This is a genomic window from Flavobacterium circumlabens, assembly GCF_004345565.1.
Lineage (GTDB): Bacteria > Bacteroidota > Bacteroidia > Flavobacteriales > Flavobacteriaceae > Flavobacterium > Flavobacterium circumlabens.
In genome coordinates this window covers 101397-125356 of record NZ_SLWA01000012.1, presented here as the reverse complement: position 1 = coordinate 125356, position 23960 = coordinate 101397, and the positions used below count along the sequence as shown (strand labels likewise).

The following is a 23960-nucleotide window of genomic DNA, read 5'->3' as shown; positions in this document are numbered from 1 at the left end:
TTAAATAATAAATCAATTTGCTTATGGCAAGTAGCTTATAGCCTACAGCCTACAGCTTACAGCATTAAAAAAATGAAACTAAAAAAAATAAACGAGAAGTTACAGGACGCCTTAATAGAAAACGGTCTGACGGAACCTAACATATTACAGAAAGAAACTTTTTCGACTATAAAAAGCGGTTCTGACTGTATTGTTCTTTCCCCGAAAGAAAGTGGAAAATCAACGACAATTGTTTTGAACGTCATTCAGCAATTGGCGGGTCAGGTAGAAGAATCACCAAGAGCTTTAATTATTGTTGAAGACAAAACCAAGGTATTGGAAATGGTGGAGCTTTTTGCGAAATACGGAAAATATACCAACCTTGAAGTATATGGTGTTCATGACAAAGGCGATATGGACTACGATAAAAACTATATTTCTACCGGAGTTGATGTTTTAATCGGAACGCCAAATAAATTGAGCGATATGTTTACGACTGCAGGTTATAACGTAAACCGTCTTAAAATGTTTATTCTGGATGATGCAGATCCAATTCTCAAATTGCGTCATGAAACTAAAATCATGCGTATTTCTAACAGTATCGCAAAAACACAACGTATTATTTTTGCAGAAGAATTAACGGAACGTATCGAAATTTTGGCTGACAAAATGTTACTGGAGCCTTACCTTTTTGATATGGATGAAGAAGGTGAAGAAGAACTGGACGAAGAAGAAGATCAGATTGAAGAAGAGGAATAAGTCTCAAGTCTCAGTCTCAGTTAACAGTGTTGGAATCAAGCGCTGTTATTAAAAAATATACTAATTAATAAAAAAATAAAATGTTATGGGATTAATGAAGGTGTTTTCAGGAAGTGAAGTTTTAGCGATTGCCTTACAGCAAAGATTAGAAGAAGCAGGAGTAGAAACTGCAAAAAAAGATAATATCCAATCGGCAAGATTAGGTGGTTTTGGACAAACCGATTTGGCAGTAGAGGTCTTTATACAAGAAACCGATTTCGCAAAAGCAAATCCTGTTATCGAGGATTTCAGAATGAGTATTTAAATAAGTCTTCAGTCTCAGTTTTCAGTCTCAGTGTAGAAAACAGATTGATATAAAGTAAGTAAAAGTAATCAGTCTCAGTTCACAGTTACAACACTGTCCACTGAGACTGCGACTTAAAACTAAAAAAAACATGCAATATAAAATGCTGGTACTCGACATGGATGATACCTTGTTGAATGACGATCATAAAATTTCGGAATTAAATAAAAAAGTACTTATTGAAGCTCAGGCAAAAGGTGTTTACGTGGTTTTGGCTTCCGGTCGCCCCACTTCTGCAATGACTGCTTATGCCAAAGAATTAGAATTAGATTTAAACGATTCGTTTCTCATTTCATTTAACGGAGCTATTATTAGTACGGTAAAAGACGATCTTATTTTATTTGAGCAAAAGCTAACGATCGAACAGATTCATGAATTGTACGATTATAGTGTGAAGATGAAAACCCACATTATTACTTATCTTGATAATGAAATTATCAGTGAAACCGATTCGGAATATATCGAAATAGAAAAAGAAATAACAGGATTGCCACATCGCAAAGTATCAAGTTTCAAGGATGCCGTAAACAGACCGGCAGTTAAATGTATTTTATTGGAAGAACCTTCTTATTTAAAAAAAGTAGAGCAGGATTTAAAAATAGCAATGCCTCATTTAAGTATTGCCATGTCTAAGCCTTTTTTCCTGGAAGCAGCGCAAAACGGAATCGATAAAGCGGCGAGTCTGAAACTTCTGGCGGCTAAGCTCAATATTCACCAAAGTGAAATTATTGCAGTAGGAAACGCCGGAAACGATCTTACGATGATTGAATATGCCGGACTTGGCGTTTGGGTTGATAATGTAACCCCGGAATTACGCGACAGAGCCAATCTGATTGTTGCTTCCAATAATAATGACGGAGTTGCTGAGGTAGTGCAGCGTTACATTTTAAATTAATTTCTGATGAAAGATCCGATCGAAACGGAACGCTTAATCTTGAGGGAATTTCTTCTTTCGGATGTGGAAGGAATGTTTGAATTGGAATCTAATCCAAATGTGCATACTTATTTAGGAAATAAACCTATTACCCATATTGATGAAAGTCTTGCTTACATTGAGTTTGTTCAGCAGCAATATAAAGATTTTGATACAGGTCGTTGGGCAGTTATCCTAAAAGAAACCAATGAATTTTTGGGCTGGTCGGGAATCAAATTTATAACCACTGAAATCAATAATCATAAAGACTTTTATGAAATAGGCTATCGTTTCATCGAAAAACACTGGAGAAAAGGATATGCTACCGAAGCCGGGAAAGCTTTTATAGATTATGCTTTTAAGGTAATGAAAGCAGAGTCTCTTTATGCGTATGCAAATGCCGGAAATGAGAATTCCAGAAGAATTTTAGAAAAGCTGGGATTGCAATATGTAAATTCTTTCGAATATGAAGGAGAATCGGATGTTTGGTACGAATTAAAAAATCCCAACTTGTAATCCTAAGAAATGCATCCCAAATCTTTTTAAACTTACTCCTGAAGATTTAAAAAGATTTGGAAAACAGCTCGAAGTTTATCTTTCTGAAATATTCAGAACTATTTTTTGGCTACAGAAACAAAATATTTATTTCCGTCACCCATTGTTAATTTTACGCGTTCGTCACAAAGATCAATTGCAAAATTTACACTTTCGTAACAAGTACAAGTTGTGTTTTTGTCTTTAGACATTTCTGTTTTACAATTGTTGTTTTTAAAAGTTGCCAATTGCGGTGTGTACAAACTAACTAAATCAGTAGAAGCAGTTACTAATGAGATAATACTTGCAGAATTATTATTGGTAATTCTGTAAACAATTCTATCCGTATAGTTCACTTCATTTACCATTACTTTGCGGATGTAAGTGTATGCAGTAGATCCTTCTCCTGGTTCTTTTACTTCAAATTTAAACCCCACAGCACGAATTGCAATATCAAACTGTGATTGAGAATTTAAACTGGCCCAGCTTGTTAATGTACTAATTGATGGGAACGGATTAGTAGCCGGAGCAGCAGCAGTTTGCGCTTGCGAACTGAAAATGGTTAAGAACATCAAGCAGATTGTGGGTAAAAATGCTTTCATATAAGTTTGGAGTTTTTAATTTTTGCCTACTCTTTATGGTTTTCGGCTTTCCCATTTTATTTTTATTAAACAAAACAACAACATAACGACAAAATATCAAAATTGTTATGGGAAAATCTGTTGTTAAATTAATTTATTTATGTTAAATTTTTAATTGCTTAACCTTTTGCGTCAAAAGCACTTTTTTCGAAAGTTAAATGTAAGAAAATTTTAATTTAATTTTCAAAAAAATGCATTTAATCGATATTATTTGCATTTAATCGATGTTTTTGTCATTTTATTCCTATTGAAATAAGATTTATGATCTTTTAAAGATAAAACTTATTTTAGATATTACCGGGTTCAATTTATAGTTTTTATGTCAGATTTAAATATTCGATTAATGCAAAATGTTGATATATAGTATATTATTGATTTTATTTTAAAGAATATTGTATGTAAATTTGCAAACTCCTCAATTGAGAATGTAAATATAATATGTTACTACTTAAAACGTAGTGTATTCCTATGGAAAATAGAAAAAAAGTTGCCTTTTATACGCTTGGTTGCAAACTGAACTTTTCAGAAACTTCCACAATCGCCCGAAATTTTAACGATGAAGGTTTTGATCGTGTCGATTTTGAAGAAATAGCAGATATTTATGTTATCAATACCTGTTCGGTTACAGAGAATGCCGATAAGCAATTTAAGCAGGTGGTAAAAAAAGCAATGAAACTTAACGAAAAAGCTTTTGTAGCCGCAGTTGGGTGTTACGCACAATTAAAACCCGAAGAATTAGCAGCTGTCGATGGCGTTGATTTGGTTTTGGGAGCGACCGAAAAATTTAAAATTACCGATTATATTCATGACTTAAGCAAAAACGATATGGGTGAAGTTCACTCATGCGAAATTGCCGAAGCCGATTTTTATGTAGGAAGTTATTCTATCGGTGACCGTACCCGTGCATTTTTGAAAGTACAGGACGGCTGCGATTATAAATGTACGTATTGTACAATTCCACTTGCAAGAGGAATTTCGCGAAGTGATGCCCTTGAGAATGTTTTGCAAAATGCAAAAGAAATATCGACTCAGAACATTAAAGAAATTGTTTTAACCGGAGTAAATATCGGTGATTACGGAAAAGGGGAATTCGGAAATAAAAAACACGAACATACGTTTCTTGATTTAGTTCAGGCTTTAGACAAAGTAGAAGGAATTGAACGTTTGCGAATTTCATCCATTGAACCTAACCTGTTGAAAAACGAAACAATTGATTTCGTATCCAAAAGCAGAACTTTTGTTCCGCATTTTCATATTCCGTTACAATCCGGAAGCAATGATATCTTAAAGTTGATGAAACGCCGTTACTTACGTGAAGTTTATACAGAACGTGTCAATAAAATTCGCGAAGTAATGCCACATGCCTGTATTGGTGTAGATGTTATCGTTGGTTTCCCCGGTGAAACGGATGAGCACTTTTTAGAAACGTACCATTTCCTGAATGAAATGGATATTTCCTATTTACACGTATTTACCTATTCGGAAAGAGATAATACCGAAGCCGCAAATATGCCCGGAATTGTTCCTGCAAACGTAAGAGCAAAACGCAGTAAAATGTTACGTGGTTTATCAGTCAAAAAACGTCGTGCTTTTTATGAAAGCCAAATAGGAACCAACAGGACTGTTTTGTTTGAAAGTGAAAATAAAGAAGGTTACATTCACGGTTTTACCGAAAATTACGTAAAAGTAAAAACACCCTGGAATCCGGAATTAGTGAATACCTTACACGAAATTAATCTGACGAAAATAGACGAAGACGGAAGCGTTCGCCTGGAATTTCTAAATAAATTGGCGGAAGCGTAAAAAACGAATTGCTAGTGTGATTTCTCCCTACGGTCGAAATGACAAAATAAAACAGAAAAGCCCTTTAATAAAGGGCTTTTCTGTTTTATAAAAGGGCATATTATTTCTCCTCTTCCTGAATTACTAATTTCAGGGAATTGATATAATCCGTGTCAAATTCAATTACTCTTATTTTTTGCGGATTAAAGCTTAATTCGCCTCCAAATTTTCCTCTGGTGTCCACGAAGTCAATGGTGAGTTCTTCGTCGGTTAATTCCAGTAATTTACCTAAATAAGCAGATTTAGCAGATTTTTTTGAAATCTGGAAAATACCGTACTTATTAGTGAGGAAATTTACGATAGAAGCCAGATCCCTAATCGGAATAATATCTTCCGCATTTGTTTTTAAACCTTTCATTCGGATTACTTTTTCAGTAAAAGCAAGATCCTGATCTCTGTGAACGGCTTCGATATTTTTGTTTTTTAAAATCACGAAACCATCAAGGATATAGTCAACGGGATTATTCCGCAATAAAATCCAGTCATCGGAATAGTCAATAAGGAATCCGGTAAAAATTTCTTTTTTGTCTGTGAATTCTATCGCAATTAATTGTCTTAGGTATTGTTCCATCCTGTTTTTTTTAAAATTCCAATCTCTGTATTCTGGTAAAAATTCCAAACTCCAAACTCCAAATCTCAAATTCCAAATTCTAATTCAACGAGTAGTTAGACTTTGGAATTTAAAAATTTTGGAATTTATTTTTTAATCTAAGGATTTGTAGACCAGATACTACTGTTTTTAATAAAGACCCTGCGGCTTAATTTAAGTTGGGCAACAATCAATTCGGCGATATCTTCCGGCTGCATTACTTTTTCAGGATTTCCATCCGTTAAATTTAAATCCAATGCCAGATCGGTAGCCACAGTGCTTGGTGTTAATGCGGTTACGCGAATATTATGCTTTCTCATTTCCTGCATTAGGGAATCGGTTAAACCTAAAACGGCAAATTTAGAAGCACTGTAGGCACTTGTCAAGGCATTTCCGTTTAAACCTGCGGTAGACGAAATGTTGATGATGTCACCGGTTTGTCTTTCAATCATATTTGGCAAAACAGCGCGGGTCGTGTAATACGTTCCCATCAAATTGACCTGAATTATTTTCTCCCAGGCAGTTGGTTCTAATTCAAGGAATTTTCCAAAAGCGGCAATACCGGCATTATTAATTAAAATATCAATATTGGTAAACTCGGCCAAAGCTTTTTCTACTGCTGTATTGATGGAAGTAATATCTGAAACATCGGCACTTAAAGCCAGCGCCTTAACCCCTAAACCCGAAATTTCAGCACTTAGTTGATCTACATCGGCCTGGGTTCTTGAAATAAGGATTACGTTTACGCCTTCTTTGGCTAAAGCTATAGCGATGGCTTTTCCGATTCCTTTTCCGGCGCCGGTAATCAGGGCATTTTTATTTTTTAAATCTGTCATGGTCATATTTTTTGAAATGCAGAAAGCATCATTCTTAGTGACACAAAAATAATTCTTTTGATTGCTAAAATGATGCTTTCCGTTGTTTCTTAATCTAAGTTTAACAACTTTCTTATTCTTTCAGAACCATATCAATACACATGACAGCTCCAAGGATTAATTGTCTAAGCGGACTGTCAGCAGGTACATTTTCTTCAATTTGCAGTACATAATTGTCAGCACTGGTAAAAAGCTCTTTCCCCATTCCTGCCCATTTTTTGCTTACCTGAGCCAATTGCCTGTTCTCATGCGAAAATTTAAAATCCCAGCCCGTCCATTTTCCCTGAAGGGTCGCACACGGTCTTTCATTTTTATCCAGAATTTCGAATTTCCCTCCAAAGGAGAAGAATTTTTGCTTGAAAGTTCCAATTAAACGATCTTTTTCATCCAGAACTTCAACAGTTGAACGGAAAACCGCCACGCCACGTCTCACCGTAATTAACTTTTCACCTGAAGCAGTTGTAATTTCAACATCAAACGGAGTCATTCTTTTATAATCAGTAAAACGAAATACTTTTGTGAAAAAGCCCAGGTTGTTTTCGCGGCAATTCATAATGATCTGATTGGTTTCCGGATCATAAACATCATAGTTGTTAGCAGCTTTAAACATACCAACATGCTCTTTTACAAGGAATAAATTCTGATTTAAAATAGGATTCATTAAATTTTATTTAAAGTTAATTTATAAAGGCTTTTATTAAAAAACCAAATGTAGTAAAATAACGACATGAACCCTAAAGCGATTTCAAACACTTTTCAATAATAATTTTTAATCTTTCCGATCTTCTTTTTTGAGAAAAGGAACGGAAGTTTTATTTAAGTCAGTGTCTATTTCTTCCTTTGTAAGATTCTTATAAATTTCGTTTTTTGTAACAATAATAATGGCCCCGTAATAAGCTCTCGGCCCATAGAGAGAAGTAGCCTCGATTTCTTTTAAGACACTAAGATTCTGAATATCATTCGGATTGATTTTTGCTATTTGGCGGGATTGTACAGGAACCCCGTCAACAACATACAGCGGTTCTTTGTTGGATGGAATAGTATCAGGATTTCTGGTTGCAGAATCTTTTAGTGGGAGATACTGTTTCTTGTTTTTTTTATCAGCGATTTCCGGATTATAACCGTAGGTTTCCAGGAGCGGAGGGGCGGCGGTTAATTTTACATTAATAATCTTTTTAGTTCCGACGACTTTTTTTTGTATTTCATACCCCACATAACTAAAAACAAGTGTGTCTCCTTTTTGGGCAGCAATTGTATATTTCCCATCGAAATTGGTAGATGCTTCTTTTCCTGATTGTTTAATTGTAACGTGCGTTCCCGGAAGCAGAACGGAATTGTAATCTGAGACAGTGCCGCTTATCGTTTTTTGCTGCGCAACGGATAGGAAACATACGAGCATAGACAGGACTAATGAAAAAAGTTTTAAACTTTTCATAATAGTAAATTTAAGTTAAGTTTTAGCTAATGCTGCGGAGCTGGTTTTCCTGTTTTGGTAGTGATTATTACCACTCCTTTTTTTCCTTTTTCACCGTACTTTTCGGTGGCTTCAAGATCCTGCAGAATGGTAATTGTTTTTATTTCCTGTTTGTTTAAGGGAGCATAAGGGCTTTTTGGGTTCTTTCCGAATAAATCATTTTCCGAATAGTAATTTCCGTCAATAATGTATAACGGTTCTTCTAATACAACCAGTGATTCTACATTTTCAGGATTTAAGTTTGTAAGTTCTCCCTGCATCATTTTGTCTCTTTTCGCATCATCTGTATGGGAAATTGCTTTTCCGTTCAGGATCACCAGAGGGGCACTTTTTTTAGCCATCTGAGTTTCTTTTTCAGCAACAGCCATTCGATAGGATTCACCTCTTAGGGGTTTTGAAACCGCAGCAGGAGCAAAGGCTTTGTCTTTTTCAACTGAATCTTCTTCGCTTGAATAACCCGAAGTTATAGATGGAGCAGGAGCAGCGGCTTCGTCAGCAGCTATTGCGGGTGCTGTTTCGTAAGCGATTTTATCACTGTTATAACTTTGTATTTCCTGAAGGGCTACTTTTTCCTGTTTTTTAATTTGGTTATTCAGGATTTCCGTGGCTTCTGCTTTTGGGATTATTTCGGAGTCTTCAGAAGTTGCGATTTTATTTTTTCCTAAATCAGTTTCCTGAATCGGCTCTTTTTGAATTTCGTTAGTGACTACCTTAGTTTCTTCAATAGTTGAAGTGTGGTTTGTTTTTATAAATTGAGAACCTATAGAAATAACCAATAACAGAGAAGCGGCGATTGCAATTTTTTTCCATAAGGCAATTGTTTTTTTATCTTCTTTTTTGTCCAGTTTTTCTTCCACGCGGGACCAGACCTTGTCCATTGCAGCAAAATCTTTACTCTCGGCGTTATGCGAAGCTTCTTTTATTTTTTCGAATAATTTATCGTGATTGTCCATGACTATTTTGCTTTTTGATAATACAATTTGTTTACTAATTCCTTGAGCTTGGTTTTTGAAGCATTCAATTGTGATTTTGAGGTGCCTTCAGAAATGTTCAGCATAGCGGCTATTTCTTTGTGTCCGTAACCTTCTATGACAAAAAGGTTAAAGACCGTTTTACAGCCGTCGGGAATATGGTTTAATAAATTGAGTAAATCCTCTTCTTCTAAATGATTGATTTCTTCCGTAAAAGGTTGTGACAGCAATTTGACATCATCAAGATACATGTTGAAGTTTGTATTTTTCTTAATGGTCGCCAAACAATGGTTCACGGTTATTTTTCTGGCCCAGGCCTCAAAAGCCTGAACTTCTTTGAGCTGTTCTATTTTGGTGAATATGGTATAGAAAGCATCGGCCAGAGCTTCTTCTATTTCTTCTTCCTTTTTTAGGTATCGCTTGCAGAGACGATACAGCTTTGGAGCCATATACTCATACACCTGACGCTGCGCATCACGTTGCATTTTTTTGCAGTTGGAAATCTGGGTTTCGTTTATCACAATTGTTGTCTTTATACTAAAGAGGGTTAAAAAGATAAAAAGGTTGGGACGGTGATGATTTTTTTTTAAAGGTTCAAAGGTTCAGAGTTGCAAAGCGACAAAGGTTTATCGTAGAGGGGAGCAGCAGCGGTTCTACCGCTTTAGAGGCGCACAGCAGTGCGTCTTATCTCTCTTCCTTGTTAAAAATATTGAATTTACTTAACCGGTAAGCTCAATTTAAAAATCTTTGTCTCCAAAAGTTCCGTGTCATTGTCCTCGCAAAGCAGAAATTCAATTTTATTGTTTTCTTTTTTGTAGAAAGTCAAACCTTCGAATTTATTGGTGGACGTTATTTTTTGCGTGAAATCGATTTTCATGGTTTTGAGATCGATGCGTCCGATAAAGCTTCCGAGGATTTCTCCGTCGTCGTAAGTAGATTGGGTATCTTCGGCTGTTGAAAGGAAATAGATTTTGTCTTCGACTAAAATCGCATCGGTAAAACTGGAACGGACCCCTTTTATTTTGGGCAGTTTATAGTTGGTGGCTACCAATGCAAATTCTTCCCCTAAATTTTTAGCGTGAATGGTGAAAATGGTGTTTTTATTGGAGATTCCATTTCCGCGATTGAATAAATACCAGTTTTCTCCATCGAAAATAGCACCTTCAAGATTGAAATCTTCCGGTTTTATTTCTCCAAAACTTTGCATCAAACCGTATAAATCGACCAGATTATTTTTTTGTAAAATCGTTTTTGTTTTCAGGTCGAACGCAATCATTTTATTTCTGTTTTCGGTAGAACCCGAGCCAAAAACATATAAGGTGTCGTTGTGGTGGGTAATGGATTCGAAATCCGGTTTCAGGTTTTTAGGAATGTTTTGCGATGGATTATCCATTAAAGGATGGTGGCTTAATTGCTGGTCCTGCAGGTTGTATTCGTATAAGAATCCACTGTTGTCACCAATGATATAAAGGGAATTGTTATTGAAAAACAAGCCTGATGCCGAACCGATTCCGATGATTTGAAATAATATTTCTAAAGTGAATTTTTCCATGAATTTTGTTTTGTAAAAGAGTGCCCAGCCCTGATAGCAATGAAAATACTTTGAGGAGAAATTGTATTTTTTCCGGCAGAACAAAGCGACCAACGGAAGCTCTTGTTATGGCTTGGAAAAAAACAATTTATTGAAAAAGTATTGCAATGAATAGCAGGAATATGCTTCGTAAAAGTACTATATTTACTATTACGATAAAACGGAATGTTATGAAATTACCCTTAATATGCGGTAATAACAGATGAAATACCACTAATACATAAAATTTACAAATATGAAATCGATAGACCCGAATGATTTTAAAGTTGTTAAGAAAATAAGTTTAAAGAGTATTCCGACTTTGCTGGATATAAAGGCGGATGATGAAGAAAAAGAAGAAAAACTGGATAAGGTTCAGGCGAAGCTGAGCGACTTGCAGGACGTTATGTATTCGCACAATAAATACAGCGTTTTGATTTGCCTGCAGGGAATGGATACTTCGGGAAAAGACAGTCTGATTCGGGAAGTTTTTAAGGAATTTAATCCGCGTGGTGTGGTGGTGCACAGTTTTAAAACACCGAATTCATCGGAATTGGAGCACGATTATTTATGGAGACATTATATTGCACTTCCCGAAAAAGGAAAGTTTGCGATTTTCAACAGAACCCATTACGAGAATGTGCTGGTAACACGCGTGCATCCGGAATTTCTTTTAAGTGAAAATCTGCCGGGAATTAATTCGGTAGAAGATATCAAACCAAAATTTTGGAAAAACAGGATTGAGCAAATCAATAATTTCGAAAAACATATTGCCGCAAACGGAACTATTGTAATGAAATTTTTCCTGCATCTGAGCAAGGAAGAACAACGCCAGAGATTATTGCGCCGTCTGGAAGAAGGAAAGCACAATTGGAAATTTTCTCCGGGGGACTTAAAAGAGCGTGAACACTGGGAGGAATACCAGAAATATTATCAACAGGCGATCAATAAAACATCAAAAGAACATGCGCCATGGTATATTGTTCCTGCCGATGATAAGGAAATGGCCCGATATATTGTAGCCAAAATTATCTGGGAAGAAATGCAAAAATATACGGACATTAAAGAACCGGAACTGGATGATGAAATAAAAGCCAATTTTGAATTGTATAAAAAGCAACTGGCGAAATAAAATAAAAAACCCGACAGCCTATGAGCAACTGTCGGGTTTTACCAAAAACAAAAGAATAAAAATAAATGTATTTTTACAAATCAAAACCATACGCTACGCGCAATGCTACCTGATTGGTTCTGAAATCGTGATAGTCTTCATAACGAACACTAAGATCGATGTACTTATTGGCGTACCCGATTCCCGGAGCCCATAAAAATGTTGTGTCGTTGTAACCGTTCGTAACAGCAAAACCTGCACCGACTTCACCTAAAACATAAAATTGGTCTTCCCATACAAAAGCTTTAAAACCTACTTTTGCCGGAATAAATCCAAGATCCTTAGCGTCGTCTCCTTTAAATAAATTCGTAAAACCTGTAGTCAGTGTTAATGACGTTCTTTTGGTTAGGTCATATTGCAGACGTACATCTCCGCCAAGTGCCCAATCATAATCCTTGTCAGTTGGTATTCCGCCATTTATTCCAAATCCTAATCTGAATCCCTGATCGTAATTTTTAATTTCACTGTCCTGAGCGAAAGTTGTGTTGGCGTATAATAAAGTAATAAGTGCAAGGCATAACATTTTTAGATTTCCTGATTTCTTCATGACAATTTTTTTTAATTATTTAATGGTGTAAAAGTAAAATTCATGAGTTGGGAGTTTGTTATACAATTTTTTGCAATTGTTATATAATCTCGTTATTATGAAGCATATTCTTAATATTCGCTTATGTTTTTGATAATAGAAAAGAATTCAAAGCTTCTCAGTATCTTTGCCGACTTAAAAGCAGTAAAATTGAATTTAAAAAATTACACAAAAGAGTTCTCTTATAATCTAAGATTGGCGTATCCTATTATTCTGGGAATGGTCGGACACACTTTAATAGGTATTGTCGATAATATAATGGTAGGGAAATTGGGAAGTACGGAGCTTGCCGCCGTTTCGCTGGGAAATAGTATGATATTTATAGCCCTATCGTTAGGAATAGGATTTTCTACCGCTATCACCCCAATTGTAGCAGAGGCAGATGCGGAAAAGAATCCATCAAAAATTCGTTCTACTTTTCACCACGGATTGTTTTTATGTACCATTTTAGGCGTCTTGCTTTTTGGATTAATCGTGCTGGCAATGCCTTTAATGGAATTACTGCACCAGCCGACAGATGTTATTGTTTTGGCAAAACCGTATCTGGCCTGGGTTGCCTTTTCATTGGTACCGCTTATCATATATCAGGGTTACAAACAATTTGCTGACGGATTATCAATGACCAAATACTCGATGTACGCGATTATTATGGCGAATGTAATTCACGTTGGCATTAACTATATGCTAATTTACGGCGTCTGGATTTTTCCTAAAATGGGAATTGTCGGTGCTGCTTTAGGAACCGTAATTTCAAGGATTATGATGGTGCTGTTTATGCACATTATCTTGTCGAGAAGAGAACAGCTTAAAACTTATTTTGAGAATTTTAGTTTTGAGGAAATCAAAAAAGAAACCCTTAGGAAAATTATAAACTTAGGTCTGCCATCGGCTATGCAGATGCTTTTTGAAGTAGTACTTTTTACCGCTTCCATCTGGCTTTGCGGCAATATCGGAAAAACAAGTCAGGCGGCCAATCAGGTGGCACTAAGCCTTTCTTCCCTGACTTTTATGTTTGCCATGGGACTCAGTGTTGTTTCTATGATTCGTGTCAGTAATCAGAGAGGTCTTATGGATTATAAAAATTTGGTAGTCGTAGCACGATCTGTTTTTTTACTTTCCATTATTCTTGAAGTGGTTTTTGCAGCGGTGTTTATCGCTTTTCATAGTATTTTGCCTTATCTTTTTCTGAATATGGAAAATACATTACAGCTTACAGACAATACGGAAGTAATCGAAATTGCTTCCAAATTACTTTTAATAGCCGCAGTTTTTCAGATTTCAGATGGAATTCAGGTCGTGGTCTTAGGCGCTTTGCGAGGTTTGCAGGACGTGAAGATACCGATGTACATTACGTTTGTGGCGTATTGGGTGATCGGTTTTCCGATTTCGTACTATTTGGCAGCATACACGCCCTGGAAAGCACAGGGAGTCTGGATTGGCCTTTTGGCCGGATTAACTTCTGCCGCAATATTCCTGTACCTTCGTTTTCATTACTTAACCAAAAAATTAATCAATAATTCAGTTGCAAATAACTAAATTTGAAACTTAAAAAAATAAATAAAAATGGAATTACCTAAATTTTTACTCGGAGATAACACTGATTTTCCGGATGATATTTTTATCGTTCACCTTGATTATCCAAGATTTATTATCAACCTTAAAGATGATGAGGTTGAATTTATGGAAGAAGCTGAAGATCTTGATGAAGCCGAACTGAATGCCGAAATGGAAGGCCTGATTGTTCTGGCAAATGAATTTTACGACAGAGAAATAAACCGTTACGAAGAGTAATTTTGTTTTGAATCTATTTTTTAAGCTCTAAATCTTTCTGATGAAAAAATTAAGTTTTTTAAAACCTGTTTTTAATTTTATAGCAATCGGATTGCTAATTACTACTTTAAGTCGAATATTTTTATTTTTTATTTTTAAAGACAGAGTCGTTGAAACGCCAAACTTCTGGTATATTTTTCCAATCGGACTGCGAATGGATTTGATACTGTTATGTTACCTGTCTTTTCTTCCGGCCGTATTGATTACATTTCTTCCGAATAAATGGCTGAAGTTTACCAATAACTTCCTGGTGATTTACAGCTTTTTATTCCTGTTCCTGATTCTTTTTGTAGAATTGGCCTCGCCTGATTTTGTAAAACAATACGACACCCGTCCGAATAAAATTTTCTTAGATTATCTGATTTATCCAAAAGAAGTGGTCGGAATGCTTTTGAAAAGTTACCTGACTTCTATAATTGTTACCTTCCTTATTTTGGGACTTGTCTTGTATTTTGCCTTCAAAAAAGGAAAAAAATTTTTTCATACCACCAGTACAGCTTATAAATTCAAATTGATGGTTTTTCCATTAGTGGCTTTTTTATTGTTTTTTGGAGCACGTTCGAGTCTGACTTCCAAACGTCCAATCAATGCCAGTAATGCTGTTTTTTCTACAGATCAGTTAACCAATACGTTGGGATTGAATTCTTTTTATACCGTTGCATTTGCAGCGTATTCTATTAAAAATGAAGGAAACACCAAGATGTACGGTAAAATGGACGAAGCTGAAGCGATTGCTCGTGTAAAAAAATACATGATCGCCGGACCAACTGATTTTACCTATGCTGAAATTCCGTTTCTTCATGTGCAGCAGCCCGATACAACGGTACAGCAGCCGTATAACCTGGTCATCTTTTTACAGGAAAGCTTAGGTGCGGAATATGTTGGGATTTTAGGCGGAAAACCGTTAACACCTGAATTTGATAAATTATCGAAAGAAGGGTTATTGTTTACCAATTTGTATTGCACGGGAACCCGAAGCGTACGTGGAATCGAAGCTGTTGTGACAGGATTTCTGCCTTCACCATCTGAAAGCGTTGTGAAATTAGGAAACTCCCAACAAGGATTTTTTACCCTGGCCGATGCTTTAAAACAAAAAGGATACGAAACCAGTTTTATTTATGGCGGAATGGCCAATTTTGATAATATGGCTTCTTTTTTCAACGGAAATGGTTTTCAGGATATTGTTGATCAGGAAGATTTTGAATCTGATGGAAATGAATATGCTTTCAAAGGCACCTGGGGCTATTCTGATGAAGATTTAGTGACCAAAGCAAACAATTATTTTAAGGCAAAAGGCAGGAAACCTTTCTTTTCCTTAATGTTTTCGACTTCAAATCACGAACCTTTTGAGTATCCGGCGGGAAGAATAAAACCATTCGATCAGAAACCTGCTACGGTAAATAATGCCATGAAATATGCGGATTTTTCTATTGGGAAATTCTTCGAAATGGCTAAAAAAGAAGCTTATTTTAAAAATACGATTTTTATTGTCATCGCCGATCACAATACAAGAACCTACGGAAAGAATTTAGTACCGATCAATAAATTTCATATTCCGGCATTAATAATCGGACCCGGAGTTCAAAAAGGAGGAGTATACAGTAAACTGGCGAGTCAGATTGATATTCCGCCAACTTTATTGGGTTATTTAGGGATTCCGTTTGAAACTCCTATGGTGGGAAGAAACCTGAATAAATTAGACGTTAAAGTTCAGGGAAGATCTATCATGCAATTTAACGATATCAATGCCTTCAGGGTAGAGAACCAGGTTGTGATTATGCAACCCAATTTGAAACCACTCCAATTTGAAATCAAAAACGACACGACCCTAATCCCTGTAAAACTAAACGAAGAATTAGCAAAAGATGCTTTGGCTCACGTTATTACAGCAGGGAATTTATATAAGGAGAATAAATATAAGCTTAGAAAGAAATAGGTTTAAAGGCTCAAAGTAACAAAGGTTCAAAGGGACAGAGTAAAAATCTTTGTGCCTTTGAACCTTTGTTACTTTGTCCTTTCCTCAAAATACAACTTCAACAAACGCTGAGCAGCTGCAAAAGGTGATAATTCATCGTTTTGCACTGCTTTTTTGTTTTGTTCCAGTTGTGTGATTATTTCGGGTTTATTGTAGAAGTTTAGTTTCAGTTGTTCGTTTATGGTTTCGATCATCCAAAACTGATTCTGGTCTTTTCGTTTTTCCTGAAAATATCCGGTTTCATTGGTCATTTCGAAATAAGAGGAAATAGTATCCCAGATTTCAGGAATTCCATCGTTTGTAATCGCACTGCAAGTGGTAACTTTGGGCTGCCAGGTTGATTTTTTGGGTGGAAATAAATGCAAAGCCCTGTTGAATTCCAGTTTCGCCTGATTGGCTTTTTTTATGTTATCACCATCCGCTTTATTGATGACAATAGCATCGGCCATTTCCATAATACCCCGTTTGATCCCCTGAAGTTCATCGCCTGCACCGGAAATTTTCAATAGCAGAAAAAAGTCAACCATACTGTGCACGGCAGTTTCACTTTGCCCTACACCAACAGTTTCTATAATAATAGTATCGAAACCTGCGGCTTCGCACAAAATAATCGATTCACGGGTTTTTCTCGCTACTCCGCCTAACGTATCTCCGGAAGCGCTGGGTCTTATAAAAGCATTTTCGTCCTTTACCAATTCTTCCATTCTGGTTTTGTCCCCTAAAATACTTCCATGCGACAGCGAACTGCTGGGGTCAACTGCCAATACGGCAACTTTTTTCCCCAAAGCGGTCAGGAATTTTCCAAAAGCTTCTATAAAAGTACTTTTTCCAACACCTGGAACACCGGTAATTCCGATCCGTATCGATCGATTGGCATGCGGAAGACAGCCTTTGATGACGTCATTTGCTTTTTCAGCATGTTCAGGATGGGTGCTTTCTACTAAAGTAATAGCACGGCTTAAAGCAGTTCTGTTTTGATCCAGAATTCCCTTTATTAATTCATCAGAAGAAGGTTGTTTTCTTCTGTTTATCTGAATCTGACTAATAGCAGCACTATTGGTGATTTCAGGAGGTGAAATCCCGGCTTTTTCTTGCAAACTGCCTGATTGTTTTTTTAAACTTGACAAACTGTACTTTTTAGTTTTGTAAAAGTACAGAAAACAAAAACAGTTTCAAAAAGTTAGTTTGCCACGAATTTCACTGATTTTCACGAATTTTTTATTGGAAAGATAAGTTGTGTTTGTCATCCTGACGGAGGAAGGAGCACACGTCTAACTCCGATTGGAAAGCCGCCAGTCTTTGTAAAACTTCTAATGCGATCCTTCCTCCGTCAGGATGACAAAATGGAATAAAAAATTCGTGAAAATCAGTGAAATTCGTGGCAGATTACTTAGAACCTCAGGGCCTCAGGACCTCAGAACCTTTCTCTTAATATCCCGCTGTAAAACGAACCTGGTGGTGTTTTGCATTTTCTGCTTCATCGGCAATAACCACTGCTAAATCTTCCACAGAAAGAATACTTCTTTGTTCATCATTAAAAACCGGGTTTTCTAAACCTAAACGGTATTTTCCTGTTCTGCCGGTTGTAATTCCCTGATGCATTTCAAAAGCCGGACTAAAAAACGCCCAGTCTAACTCTTTTTCTTCTTTAATGATGTTCAGATAATCTCTGGCAGCACTTGCAGCAGTATAGTATTCTTTTGGGAAATCCGGAGTGTCAACAGCCTGTAAACCCGGAGCAACAAATAAACTTCCGCCTCCGCCAATAACGATGAAACGTTTTACACCTGATTTTTTTACCGCTTCCTGAATTGCTTTTGAACCTGCAATAAAGTCATCATAGATATTTGGGTTGGTCCATCCTGCGTTGTAAGCAGAAATGATAACATCGTTTCCTTTTAGAACTTCTGCCAAAGCATCAACATTAAAAATATCCGCAGCAACCCAATTTACATTTGATGCTTCTTTTGGAGTTCTGGCAATCGCTGTGATGTCCTGGTTTCTTGATGCTAATTCGCTTAAGATAGCTGAGCCAACAAATCCTGTAGCTCCAATAATTGCAATTTTCATAATATATAATTTAATTAGTAATAAAAAATGTTACAGTTTAGTGTAAAAAACGGTTTTAAAACTGACTTGAAAAATCTTCCAGTGTAATTTTCTTCAATTGTAAACCTACTTTTTCGTTGATATCGGCATATAGCTCAGACAAATTCTGATTGACTTTTTTGCCAACCGGACAGTCTGGGTTTGGTTGATTTTTGGCATATCCTAAATTAATATTATCGAAAGTAAGTTCGAATATTTCTTTTAAAGTAATATCTGAAGCTTCTTTCAATAATTTTGTACCCCCGTTCTTGCCTTCTTTACTTTCTACAATATGATGTGCTTTCAGATTAGCGATCTCTTTACGAACCAAAACAGGATTTAGGTTCATGCTTCCTGCAATAAATTCGGATGACAAAAAATCATTGGGGAATTTAGTGAGTAAAGTTAAAATGTGAATCGTTATGGCAAATTTACCTGAAATCATACTGTAATAAAATATGTTACAAATGTAAAGCGTTTTATCCATTAAAAAAAGGTTTTAACTAAAAATTAATGTTCTTCAGTGTTTTATAAATTCTTATTTTTGTCAGGAACCTGCATTATGAACAACTTCATTTTAATATTCTTCTTTTTGAGTTTAGGCTTGCTTTTGCAAAGAGTAAAGCAATTTCCGGTGAATATCTACAAGCATTTAAACAAAATTGTCATTTATCTTTGTCTGCCTGCGATTACCTTATACCATATTCCAAAAATAAAATGGAATCCGGAATTGTTATTTCCGATAGGGGCAGGCTGGATTTGTTTTCTGCTGGCTTTTATCTTTTTCCATTTTTTAGGAAGACGAATGGGCTGGTCGAATAAACTTATCGGCTGCATGATTTTAACCGCCGGATTAAGTAATAGTTCTTTTCTTGGTTATCCGATAATTGAAGCTTTATTTGGAAAAAAAGGTTTGGAAACAGCAGTTTTGGTTGATCAGCCGGGAACATTTGTTGTGGTCTCGACGTTGGGCATTTTTGTGGCTGCTTTTTATTCTAAAGGAACTCCGGATGCTTTGGGTATTCTAAAAAAGGTAGCTCTTTTTCCACCATTTCTCACTTTTGTTTTTGCCTGCCTGATGAATGTTTTTCAGTTTGAATTTAAGGAGGACTTGCAACCTATTTTATTGAAAATTGGAAGTTTTGTTACGCCTTTGGCTTTGCTGTCTGTAGGTTTACAGCTTACTTTTGACCGGAAAAGCAGGCATTGGAAATTTTTGCGGCTCGGACTTTTTTATAAATTAATTTTCGCTCCTCTGGTAATCCTTGTTTTATATGTTGTGATATTAAAACAGCATTCTGAGGGGATTAAAATTACCATTATGGAAATGGCAATGGCGCCCATGATAACCGGTGCAATTTTGGCATCCACTTACGGATTAAAACCTAAATTAAGCAGCATGATGATTGGTTTCGGAATACCAGTTTCCTTTGTCACACTGGCCGTTTGGTATTTTATCGTTAGTTTTATATAATTTTTTTTGCGTATCACATTATGAATTCATCTACCCAGACTACTGCAATTGACAGCAGTGCTTTAGCCCAAAAAACAGTTTATTCGGTATTATTTTCAATTGCATTTGCCCATTTGCTAAATGATTTAATGCAATCCGTAATTCCATCAACATATCCGATTCTGAAAGAAAATTTCAACCTGAGTTTTACCCAAATCGGATTGATAACGTTTGTTTTCCAGCTGACAGCCTCTTTATTGCAGCCTTTTGTTGGATTTTATACTGATAAAAAACCAAAACCGTATTCCTTGGTAGCAGCGATGCTTTTTACCATTTTAGGATTAGGGTTATTATCGATTTCAACTTCGTTTGTAATGATATTGGTTTCAGTGGCTTTAGTCGGAATTGGTTCTTCTATTTTTCATCCTGAAGCTTCCAGGGTTGCCTTTTTGGGGTCAGGCGGAAAACGTGGTCTGGCACAGTCTATCTTTCAGTTAGGCGGAAATGCCGGTAGTGCAGTCGGACCTTTATTGGTAGCCGTAGTCGTGGCGCCACATGGACAATCATATGTAATCTGTTTTGTAATTGCAGGCATTATCGGAATTGGCATTTTGTCAAGAATCGCTGTCTGGTACGAAAACCATATGAGTTTAAGAGCTGCCAAAAAAACATCTTTAGAAGAAGAAACGGTTGGCTTATCGAATAGAAAAATTACGATTTCGATTATTGTCTTGTTGCTGCTGATCTTTTCGAAGTTCTTTTATATGGCCAGTATGTCCAGTTATTTTACTTTTTATTTAATGAGTAAATTCTCTTTGGGAATTCAGGAATCACAATATTACTTATTTATTTTCTTAGCTTCTGTAGCGGCAGGAACTTTAATCGGAGGTCCGTTGGGAGATCATTTTGGAAGAAAATATATCATTTGGTTTTCTATATTAGGAGCTGCACCCTTTACGCTGCTTCTGCCTTACGCCAATTTATTCTGGACAGGCGTTCTGGCCATTATTATCGGAATTGTGATTGCTTCTGCATTCTCGGCTATTTTGGTGTATGCACAGGAATTAAAACCCGGAAAAGTCGGAATGATTTCAGGTTTGTTTTTTGGCTTTGCCTTCGGAATGGGCGGTTTGGGTTCTGCTATTTTAGGCTATATCGCTGATAAAACCAGTATCGAATATGTGTATACCATTAGTTCGTACTTACCTTTAATAGGTGTCCTTGCCTATTTTTTACCTAATATTCAACAGAAGAAAAAAAGTTAATTATCTTAATATTGATAGAAAAAGTAGAGTTTAGTTTTTTTAATTATTTTTTTTAAGTAATTTTAGAGGAACTAAAAACTTTAAATTATGTCAACATTAAGATTAGGCGATATAGCTCCGGATTTTCAGGCCGAAACAACAGAAGGAACAATCCATTTTCATGAATGGTTAGGCGATTCGTGGGGCGTTTTATTTTCACATCCTGCAGATTTTACTCCTGTTTGTACAACTGAATTAGGGACAGTTGCCAATTATGTTCCCGAATTTACAAAAAGAAATACAAAGGTAATCGCGTTGAGCGTTGATGGTTTGGAGTCTCATAAAGAGTGGATCAAAGACATTAATGAAACTCAAAATACAACGGTTAATTTTCCGATAATTGCTGACGAGGATAAAAAAATTGCGACTTTATACGATATGTTACATCCAAACGCAAGCGAGAAATTTACAGTGCGTTCTGTTTTTGTTATCGGAGCTGATAAAAAAATTAAACTGACGCTGACTTATCCGGCTTCAACAGGAAGAAATTTTGATGAATTGCTTCGTGTTATTGATAGTTTGCAATTAACAGCCAATTACAGCGTAGCAACTCCTGCAAACTGGAAAGACGGAGAAGATGTGGTTATTACACCTGCAGTTCCCGATAGTGATATTCCCGCAAAATTCCCAAAAGGACATACAGCAATAAAACCTTATCTGCGTATGACTCCGCAACCTAATAAATAAGGTGCTGAGGTGCTGAGTTACTAAGGTTCTAAGTTTTTCTACTTAAAAACTTAGAACCTTATTTTTTATTAGTAATTATTTAAAAAGCCTTAGTTTCTTAGTTCCTCAGCACCTTAGAACCTTAATAAATCAGACATTCTTTTTTTATCTCCAACAACCCAAAGGATGTCGTTTTTCTCTAAGACCAAACTGGATTCCGGATTTAATATCCTGTTTCCGTTTCGCTCGATTCCAACAACCATTCCGTTTGTTTTAGATCTGAACTGTCCAATAGATTTTTGGATGAATTCTTCCTGCGAAACTTCCAGCTGACGCAATACGATATTACTTTCTTCTGCTTTTTCGGGAGCCTCCATTTCATGTTGATTTAGAAACTTTGTAAATTCAGTCACCTGGGCATCAGTGCCAATAACACAAATTTTATCGCCGGGGAACAGACGTTCGTTTTTAGTGGGAATAGGTATCGTAACTTCTCCACGTTTTATATAGGCAATGTTGATGCCTAATTGCTCCCTGATTCTTAATTCTTCCAGGGTTTTACCTGCCAGATTTGATTCTTTCCCAATATCAAAAAATGACATGTGTCCGTCCCAGGGCATTAAGTTAGCATATCTTCTGTCAATTTTTTTGTTTTCACGATCGTTCAGGTTTTTCAAAAAGTGATTTTCTATTTTATGATATTGTTCGTTCAGTTTTTTAGGGAATATCTGATAAACTCCTATGGCAATAACCAAAGCGATCAATGCAATTAAAGGGGAGAAGAAAATATTCAGTAAAAATCCAACAAAGAACAGACCAAGACTCATTCTGATTAGAATCAGCATCAAGAGTGCGCCTCTGTATTTTCGTTCTGCCCACAATTCGTCAACTTCTTCTTCTGCTATACGTCGCAGCGAGAGCGCCCATAAAAACGGCGCAATCACTACCAGAGTAATAAGTGCGGCCAAAGTGTTTCCGAATCGGGTATCAATAACCAGTGGCGCTATGAATTTTGAAGACAATAAAATAACTGCCACGATAATAATAGTATGTAAAACAATCTGAAGAATATAAGCATTCAGGACTTTTTGCCAGGTGCTGACTGATTTTATAGCCTGAGCATTTACACTGTAGCGGTTGATATTTTTAACCCATTTTTTCGGAAGTTTTCGCTCCAGAATTTCTGAAAAAGGAACTGCATATTTTACCATAAACGGAGTGGTAAAAGTAGTAACGGCAGAAACCGCGACCACTACCGGATATAAAAACGAACTGGTAACATTTAAGGTCATTCCGAGTGTGGCGATAATAAATGAGAACTCACCAATCTGAGACAAACTCATTCCGGTTTGTACCGACTGTTTTAAAGGTTGTCCGGCCAATAAAGCTCCAATGGTAGAACTTACAGATTGCCCCACAATTGTTATCAGCGTTAAAATAGCTACCGGAAGGGCATGTTCATAAAGCATTTTTGGGTCTATTAACATTCCGACCGATACAAAAAAAATAGCCCCAAATAAATCCTTAACAGGTTTTATTAAGTGTTCTATATGTTCAGCCTGAGTAGTTGCGGCGATAATGGATCCCATTATAAAAGCACCCAAAGCGGGAGAAAAACCAACATTAGATGCGAAACTTACCATCATTAAACATAGGGCAAGCGAAATAATAAGCAGCATTTCATCTGTCAGTAAATGTTTGGCTTTTTTAAGAAGCGTCGGAATAAAAAAGATACCGCCCACAAACCAGGCCGTTAAAAAGAAAATCAACTTTAGAACCGACATCATTAATTCACTGCCCGAAAATTGCTGACTTACAGCAATTGTAGAAAGTAAAACCATCATTAAAATAGCGACAATGTCCTGCACTATTAAGGATCCGATAACAATTCCGGCAAATTTCTGCGCTTTTACGCCAAGTTCATCAAAGGTTTTTAAAATGATTGTAGTGGAAGAAATAGATAAAATAACACCCAGAAAAATACAGTCCATCTGCGACCAGCCCATCCATTGTCCGGCGAGATAGCCGAGAATAACCATCGTGATAATCTGTGTGATGGCAGTTATAGAGGCTGTTCCGCCGACTTTCATTAATTTTTTAAAACTAAATTCGAGTCCAAGGCTAAAGAGGAGAATAATTACTCCAATCTCGGCCCAGACTTCAACGCTCTTCATTTCTGTAATCGAAGGAAAAAAATCAAAATGGTTTCCAGCCAGAAATCCTGCAATTAGATAGCCTAAAACAAGAGGCTGTTTCATTTTTTTAAATAATAGTACAGCAATTCCGGCGGTAATCAGAATTAATCCGAGGTCGCTAATTAAGGGTTGTAAATGGTGGGTAGTTGCGGCTGCGGCGTTTAAGGTAATCATATAAGAAAGGATTTTTCCAGAAGCTTAA

The 23960-nt window shown here is 36.4% G+C and carries 25 protein-coding genes; 12 read left to right on the top strand and 13 right to left on the bottom strand.

Annotated features, from left to right (window positions below; translation table 11 throughout):
* Positions 1-72 precede the first annotated feature (72 nt).
* The 4 genes from EV142_RS22210 to EV142_RS22195 all read left to right on the top strand — a co-directional run bounded on the left by EV142_RS22210 (position 73) and on the right by EV142_RS22195 (position 2510).
* Entirely contained in the window at positions 73-738 is a 666-nt protein-coding gene (locus tag EV142_RS22210; RefSeq protein WP_132038094.1) for a DEAD/DEAH box helicase, read from the top strand.
* A gap of 85 nt (positions 739-823) precedes the next feature.
* A complete protein-coding gene (locus EV142_RS22205) occupies positions 824-1042 on the top strand; it encodes a putative signal transducing protein (RefSeq protein ID WP_132038092.1) in 219 nt (72 codons plus the stop codon).
* A 130-nt stretch (positions 1043-1172) separates the two neighbouring features.
* Positions 1173-1976: a Cof-type HAD-IIB family hydrolase gene (locus tag EV142_RS22200; protein WP_132038090.1), complete on the top strand. Its 804-nt coding sequence runs from the start codon at positions 1173-1175 to the stop codon at positions 1974-1976.
* Between the two features lie 6 nt (positions 1977-1982).
* Positions 1983-2510 (top strand): GNAT family N-acetyltransferase, encoded by a 528-nt coding sequence (locus EV142_RS22195; protein WP_132038088.1) that lies wholly within the window; start codon positions 1983-1985, stop codon positions 2508-2510.
* Positions 2511-2608: 98 nt separating this feature from the next.
* Here the strand turns inward: EV142_RS22195 and EV142_RS22190 are convergent, their stop codons facing one another.
* Positions 2609-3130, bottom strand: a complete 522-nt coding sequence (locus EV142_RS22190; protein ID WP_132038086.1) for a hypothetical protein — start codon at positions 3128-3130, stop codon at positions 2609-2611.
* Positions 3131-3637: 507 nt separating this feature from the next.
* On the opposite strand from EV142_RS22190, the gene mtaB reads away from it, so the two are divergent.
* The gene (gene mtaB / locus EV142_RS22185) at positions 3638-4972 is read left to right on the top strand and encodes a tRNA (N(6)-L-threonylcarbamoyladenosine(37)-C(2))-methylthiotransferase MtaB (RefSeq protein ID WP_132038084.1); all 1335 of its coding nucleotides are present in this window, start codon (positions 3638-3640) and stop codon (positions 4970-4972) included.
* Between the two features lie 100 nt (positions 4973-5072).
* Here the strand turns inward: mtaB and EV142_RS22180 are convergent, their stop codons facing one another.
* From EV142_RS22180 to EV142_RS22150, 7 genes are all read right to left on the bottom strand, one after another.
* Positions 5073-5582: a hypothetical protein gene (locus tag EV142_RS22180; RefSeq protein ID WP_132038082.1), complete on the bottom strand. Its 510-nt coding sequence runs from the start codon at positions 5580-5582 to the stop codon at positions 5073-5075.
* A gap of 137 nt (positions 5583-5719) precedes the next feature.
* A complete protein-coding gene (locus tag EV142_RS22175; protein WP_132038080.1) occupies positions 5720-6436 on the bottom strand; it encodes a 3-ketoacyl-ACP reductase in 717 nt (238 codons plus the stop codon).
* A 112-nt stretch (positions 6437-6548) separates the two neighbouring features.
* Positions 6549-7136, bottom strand: coding sequence for an LURP-one-related/scramblase family protein (locus EV142_RS22170; RefSeq protein WP_132038078.1), 588 nt, complete (start codon positions 7134-7136; stop codon positions 6549-6551).
* 108 nt (positions 7137-7244) lie between these two features.
* A complete protein-coding gene (locus EV142_RS22165; protein WP_132038076.1) occupies positions 7245-7910 on the bottom strand; it encodes a carboxypeptidase-like regulatory domain-containing protein in 666 nt (221 codons plus the stop codon).
* 26 nt (positions 7911-7936) lie between these two features.
* Positions 7937-8902 (bottom strand): hypothetical protein, encoded by a 966-nt coding sequence (locus EV142_RS22160; RefSeq protein WP_132038074.1) that lies wholly within the window; start codon positions 8900-8902, stop codon positions 7937-7939.
* 2 nt (positions 8903-8904) lie between these two features.
* Complete coding sequence (locus tag EV142_RS22155) at positions 8905-9405, bottom strand: RNA polymerase sigma factor (protein ID WP_132038127.1); 501 nt, start codon at positions 9403-9405, stop codon at positions 8905-8907.
* Between the two features lie 230 nt (positions 9406-9635).
* Positions 9636-10472, bottom strand: coding sequence for a DUF6929 family protein (locus EV142_RS22150; protein ID WP_132038072.1), 837 nt, complete (start codon positions 10470-10472; stop codon positions 9636-9638).
* Positions 10473-10746: 274 nt separating this feature from the next.
* Here EV142_RS22150 and EV142_RS22145 point away from each other — a divergent pair, with 274 nt between their 5' ends.
* Entirely contained in the window at positions 10747-11622 is an 876-nt protein-coding gene (locus tag EV142_RS22145) for a PPK2 family polyphosphate kinase (protein ID WP_132038070.1), read from the top strand.
* 73 nt (positions 11623-11695) lie between these two features.
* Here EV142_RS22145 and EV142_RS22140 read toward each other — a convergent pair whose 3' ends face one another.
* The gene (locus EV142_RS22140) at positions 11696-12208 is read right to left on the bottom strand and encodes a hypothetical protein (RefSeq protein ID WP_132038068.1); all 513 of its coding nucleotides are present in this window, start codon (positions 12206-12208) and stop codon (positions 11696-11698) included.
* 189 nt (positions 12209-12397) lie between these two features.
* On the opposite strand from EV142_RS22140, the gene EV142_RS22135 reads away from it, so the two are divergent.
* From EV142_RS22135 to EV142_RS22125, 3 genes are read left to right on the top strand one after another with little or no spacing between them, the layout of a single operon-like run.
* A complete protein-coding gene (locus EV142_RS22135; protein WP_132038066.1) occupies positions 12398-13783 on the top strand; it encodes an MATE family efflux transporter in 1386 nt (461 codons plus the stop codon).
* Positions 13784-13810: 27 nt separating this feature from the next.
* Complete coding sequence (locus EV142_RS22130; RefSeq protein WP_127339667.1) at positions 13811-14038, top strand: hypothetical protein; 228 nt, start codon at positions 13811-13813, stop codon at positions 14036-14038.
* Between the two features lie 40 nt (positions 14039-14078).
* A complete protein-coding gene (locus EV142_RS22125) occupies positions 14079-16013 on the top strand; it encodes an LTA synthase family protein (protein ID WP_132038065.1) in 1935 nt (644 codons plus the stop codon).
* A 68-nt stretch (positions 16014-16081) separates the two neighbouring features.
* Here EV142_RS22125 and meaB read toward each other — a convergent pair whose 3' ends face one another.
* From meaB to EV142_RS22110, 3 genes are all read right to left on the bottom strand, one after another.
* Positions 16082-17179: a methylmalonyl Co-A mutase-associated GTPase MeaB gene (meaB, locus tag EV142_RS22120; protein ID WP_132038063.1), complete on the bottom strand. Its 1098-nt coding sequence runs from the start codon at positions 17177-17179 to the stop codon at positions 16082-16084.
* A gap of 301 nt (positions 17180-17480) precedes the next feature.
* A complete protein-coding gene (locus EV142_RS22115; RefSeq protein WP_132038061.1) occupies positions 17481-18122 on the bottom strand; it encodes an NAD(P)-dependent oxidoreductase in 642 nt (213 codons plus the stop codon).
* Between the two features lie 55 nt (positions 18123-18177).
* Entirely contained in the window at positions 18178-18627 is a 450-nt protein-coding gene (locus tag EV142_RS22110) for an Rrf2 family transcriptional regulator (protein ID WP_238698783.1), read from the bottom strand.
* A 75-nt stretch (positions 18628-18702) separates the two neighbouring features.
* Here EV142_RS22110 and EV142_RS22105 point away from each other — a divergent pair, with 75 nt between their 5' ends.
* From EV142_RS22105 to EV142_RS22095, 3 genes are all read left to right on the top strand, one after another.
* Complete coding sequence (locus tag EV142_RS22105; RefSeq protein WP_132038059.1) at positions 18703-19614, top strand: AEC family transporter; 912 nt, start codon at positions 18703-18705, stop codon at positions 19612-19614.
* A gap of 20 nt (positions 19615-19634) precedes the next feature.
* Positions 19635-20858: an MFS transporter gene (locus tag EV142_RS22100; RefSeq protein ID WP_132038057.1), complete on the top strand. Its 1224-nt coding sequence runs from the start codon at positions 19635-19637 to the stop codon at positions 20856-20858.
* A gap of 87 nt (positions 20859-20945) precedes the next feature.
* The gene (locus EV142_RS22095; protein WP_132038056.1) at positions 20946-21584 is read left to right on the top strand and encodes a peroxiredoxin; all 639 of its coding nucleotides are present in this window, start codon (positions 20946-20948) and stop codon (positions 21582-21584) included.
* 113 nt (positions 21585-21697) lie between these two features.
* Here EV142_RS22095 and EV142_RS22090 read toward each other — a convergent pair whose 3' ends face one another.
* Positions 21698-23932, bottom strand: a complete 2235-nt coding sequence (locus EV142_RS22090; protein WP_132038054.1) for a cation:proton antiporter domain-containing protein — start codon at positions 23930-23932, stop codon at positions 21698-21700.
* Between the last annotated feature and the right edge of the window lie 28 nt (positions 23933-23960).